Annotated in this window: 5 protein-coding genes; 3 read left to right on the top strand and 2 right to left on the bottom strand. The window is 64.9% G+C overall.

Features of this window, described 5'->3' with window-relative positions; genetic code table 11:
- Positions 1-178: 178 nt before the first annotated feature.
- Positions 179-547 (bottom strand): hypothetical protein, encoded by a 369-nt coding sequence (locus EN990_RS34970; RefSeq protein ID WP_027160847.1) that lies wholly within the window; start codon positions 545-547, stop codon positions 179-181.
- A 187-nt stretch (positions 548-734) separates the two neighbouring features.
- Between EN990_RS34970 and EN990_RS34965 the strand changes: the two genes are divergently transcribed.
- A complete protein-coding gene (locus EN990_RS34965; protein ID WP_024501757.1) occupies positions 735-1,037 on the top strand; it encodes a hypothetical protein in 303 nt (100 codons plus the stop codon).
- Positions 1,038-1,101: 64 nt separating this feature from the next.
- On the opposite strand, the gene EN990_RS34960 is transcribed toward EN990_RS34965, so the two are convergent.
- Entirely contained in the window at positions 1,102-1,806 is a 705-nt protein-coding gene (locus tag EN990_RS34960) for a helix-turn-helix transcriptional regulator (RefSeq protein WP_013530583.1), read from the bottom strand.
- Positions 1,807-1,994: 188 nt separating this feature from the next.
- On the opposite strand from EN990_RS34960, the gene EN990_RS36525 reads away from it, so the two are divergent.
- Together EN990_RS36525 and EN990_RS34950 are read left to right on the top strand one after the other, a co-directional pair.
- The gene (locus EN990_RS36525; RefSeq protein ID WP_224675015.1) at positions 1,995-2,285 is read left to right on the top strand and encodes a hypothetical protein; all 291 of its coding nucleotides are present in this window, start codon (positions 1,995-1,997) and stop codon (positions 2,283-2,285) included.
- 113 nt (positions 2,286-2,398) lie between these two features.
- On the top strand, positions 2,399-3,031 hold a 633-nt coding region (locus EN990_RS34950; protein ID WP_127388570.1), incomplete at its 3' end, for a GcrA cell cycle regulator.

Genomic DNA, 3,031 nt, shown 5'->3' with positions numbered 1-3,031 from the left:
CATCAGGCCGGCGACGAGCAGGGCGGCGATGGTTCCCGCGCCGGCCGTTATCCAGGTTTGAAATTTTGAGCGGGCAGTCTTGAACATTCCAAACTATGCACGTCGAACGGTCAGCCACCCCTGCGCAGTCTAGAAAGAAAAAATGGCTGATGGAACCCGCAAATGGCTGGTCCAGTCCTCACACCGCTTCCCTTGCCCAGAGCCTGTGGCCATGGCGGCGGAAATAGCGCGCCACCAGGCGCTGCTGCTTGGCCCTGATCAGGTCGGGCAGGCGCCGCTCCTGGCGCCAGCGCGGTATGTTGCGCCAGCAGGCTATGAAGCGGGCGGCGTCCTCGATTACCTCCTGCGCCGAGAGTGCCGGACCGATAGCGGCCAGGAACAGCGCCTCCGACGGTTTCAACTCGTCGATCACCGCCTTGCGCCTGACGTGATCCTGACGGGCGTGGGCGATGCCGCTGCGACGGATTGCTTCGAAGGCTTCAAGCAAGGCCAGGCTGTCGCCGGCGTAGCCGCAGGAACGGGCAAAATCGGCGGCAAAAGCGTCCATTATCGCTCCCGGGCCTGATGCAGTGGGCAGGTTCGTGCCCGACTCACATTTTCATACATTTATGACAGCATAACTCAAATTACGCTAGAAGAAAAACTTCTGGGAAAGTTTGAAAACTGCGACTCGACTCCCGGCGTAAAACACAGGAATATGCGAACAAATCAGGAACAAAGACGAGGCAGGGGCGATGGCATTGCCGGGCAAGGAACCAACGATCGCGCATGTCGCTTCGATCTCGGTCGAGTGCGCCGATTGTGGCCGCAACAGGTGGTGGCGACCCGATCAGCTGAAGCGGTTCGGGGTGACGGGGAATACGCCGCTGTCCGCTCTGTCGGGCCGTATCGTCTGTTCGGCCTGCCGCGCCGACGGACTGCCGGGGACGGCGATTTCGATCCAGGCGGCGTTTGTCGACGAGCGCCAGCGCGTGCGCAGCGAAGCGCGGATGCTGAGCGACAGGGATGTGCCGCTGGAGGGATCGCGGCGGGCTTGAGTGGGAGGGTGCCAGCGCTGGTTCTTCCTTCTCCCGCAGGGGGAGAAGGAAGAGCATCCCTTGCTCAATACCCCAGCAATTCCTTCAGCGGAATCACGCGCCAGACATGTTTGATGGCGTAGCGGTTGAAGGTCAGCGTCTTCGGCGGGTTGTACTGCTCGACGACCAGCTCGCCCGCCGTGCGCTTGACCAGCTTCTTGATGAAGGCCTTGCCGTTGCGCTCGTTTTCCTCCGGGAAGGTCTCGATCACCACATGGTCGCCCGGTACGGCGTCGCGGCCGCCGCAATAGATCAGGTCGCCGGGCTCGTAACGCGGCACCATGGAATCCGAGAGCACGTGCAGGGCGAACACCTTCGGCAGGTTGCGCACGCCCGGCGGGCGCTGGACGTAACCCGCCGGCTCGCCGTTGAAGGTGAAATCGCCATCGTCGCCACCGACGGCCGCGCCCAGCACCTCGATGTCCATCGAGCTGGCGGGTAGCGGACCTGCATCGGTGACGATCTCCGCATCGGCAACCGGTCCGGCATCGTCGAGAAACACGACCTGCCCCTGGCCCAGCGCAACCGGGTCGACGCGCAGGAAGGCGGCGGTCTTCAGCAGGTTCTCGGTCTTGGGCAGATTGCGGCCGGTTTCCCAGTTGCCGACGGCGGCGACATCGGTGTCGTTGTGCTCGGCGATGTGGCGCATGACCAGGCCGCGCTGCTTGCGCGCCTTGCGGATCGCCGCTCCGACCTTGATCGACAGTTCCGTTTTTGCCATGGCGCCCATGTGAGGGATGAAAGCCGCTCTCGTCTATGAAAGAATGGCTTGCATCCATTTTCGAGTTATGCTTATATCCGGTCATGCAAAACCTGTCCAGCTTTGATGGCGCCGAGTCGCCGGCCTCACGCGAGGCGCGCCCGGCGGTCATAACCGCCCATTCCCTTTCATCCCGGCCGTCCTCCTCCCCGGCCCGGATGAAGCCCGAGGCCCAGTGCCTGACCGCACCAGCCTCGGGTCCGGTCCGCCGCCTGTCTCCGGCGACCGGAACGGCCGGAGCCGCCGCTCCCAGCGGCTTCGGCCCCCAATTCGGCCGGCATGGCGCCGGCGCTGTTTTTGCGGCAGGCCGATCCTGCATCCGCACCGAGGACGGCACCGTCATCCTGTTCGACAGGCTGACGGGCAGGGCAGTTTCCGCCCTGGACAGAAACACGGCCGAAGCGCGGCTTCTGCACCTTGCCGGCGGGAAATCGGCCCAAGCCGGCTGAGGCTGGCCGGCTGAGAGCCGGCTCTTGAAAAACAACCTGACTGCGGCCTGGCGACCGGGTCGAACCTTGACGCTGCCCGACGGCGCGCGGCCGAACTTTGGATGGAGCTCGATATGGCAAGCTATAGCGACGCGGAATTGCACGAGATCGCCCGCTGGCTGAAGGATGGGCTCTCAGCCTCCAGGATTGCAGTCGCGTTCAGCGCGTTGCGCGGCAGTCCGGTGTCGCGCGACGCCATCATCGGCATCGTGCACCGCAACGCCATGCTCGGCGCGATCGGCTTTGCCAATGGCAAGGGGCCGCTGCCGCGATCCAGGCAGGCCGTGGGCAAGCGCGCTGGAAGCAAGCGGGCGAGTGGCGCGTCGGCGAAATCGACGCCTGTCGTCGGCAAGATGGAGGGCGTGCTTGCCGCCAAGGACATCCATGCGCGTGAAGTGGCCCGGCCCAGGCGCGCGCATTCGTTCGTGCGCGAGGTGGGCGTGCTGATCACCGACGGCGTGGCCTATCGCCTGGAGGCGCCGGCGCCGCCGCGCGCGGCCATCGGCCGGCAGCCGCATGGCGTGGCGATGCGCTTCATCGATTGCCTGTTTTCACGCTGCCGTGCGCCGCTGGATCTGACGGTGGAGGGGGATCCGGACATTTCTATTGCCGAAGAGGGGGCGCCAGGCAGCCGCCCAGGTGCCGACATGCTGTGCTGCGGCATGCGCACCGGGGCGCTGAAAAGCTATTGTACCTACCACCAGGCG

The organism is Mesorhizobium sp. M7A.F.Ca.US.005.03.1.1 (assembly GCF_003997975.1).
GTDB lineage: Bacteria > Pseudomonadota > Alphaproteobacteria > Rhizobiales > Rhizobiaceae > Mesorhizobium > Mesorhizobium ciceri.
Note: the sequence above shows the minus strand (reverse complement) of the source record. Positions and strands in the feature narration are given on the sequence as shown.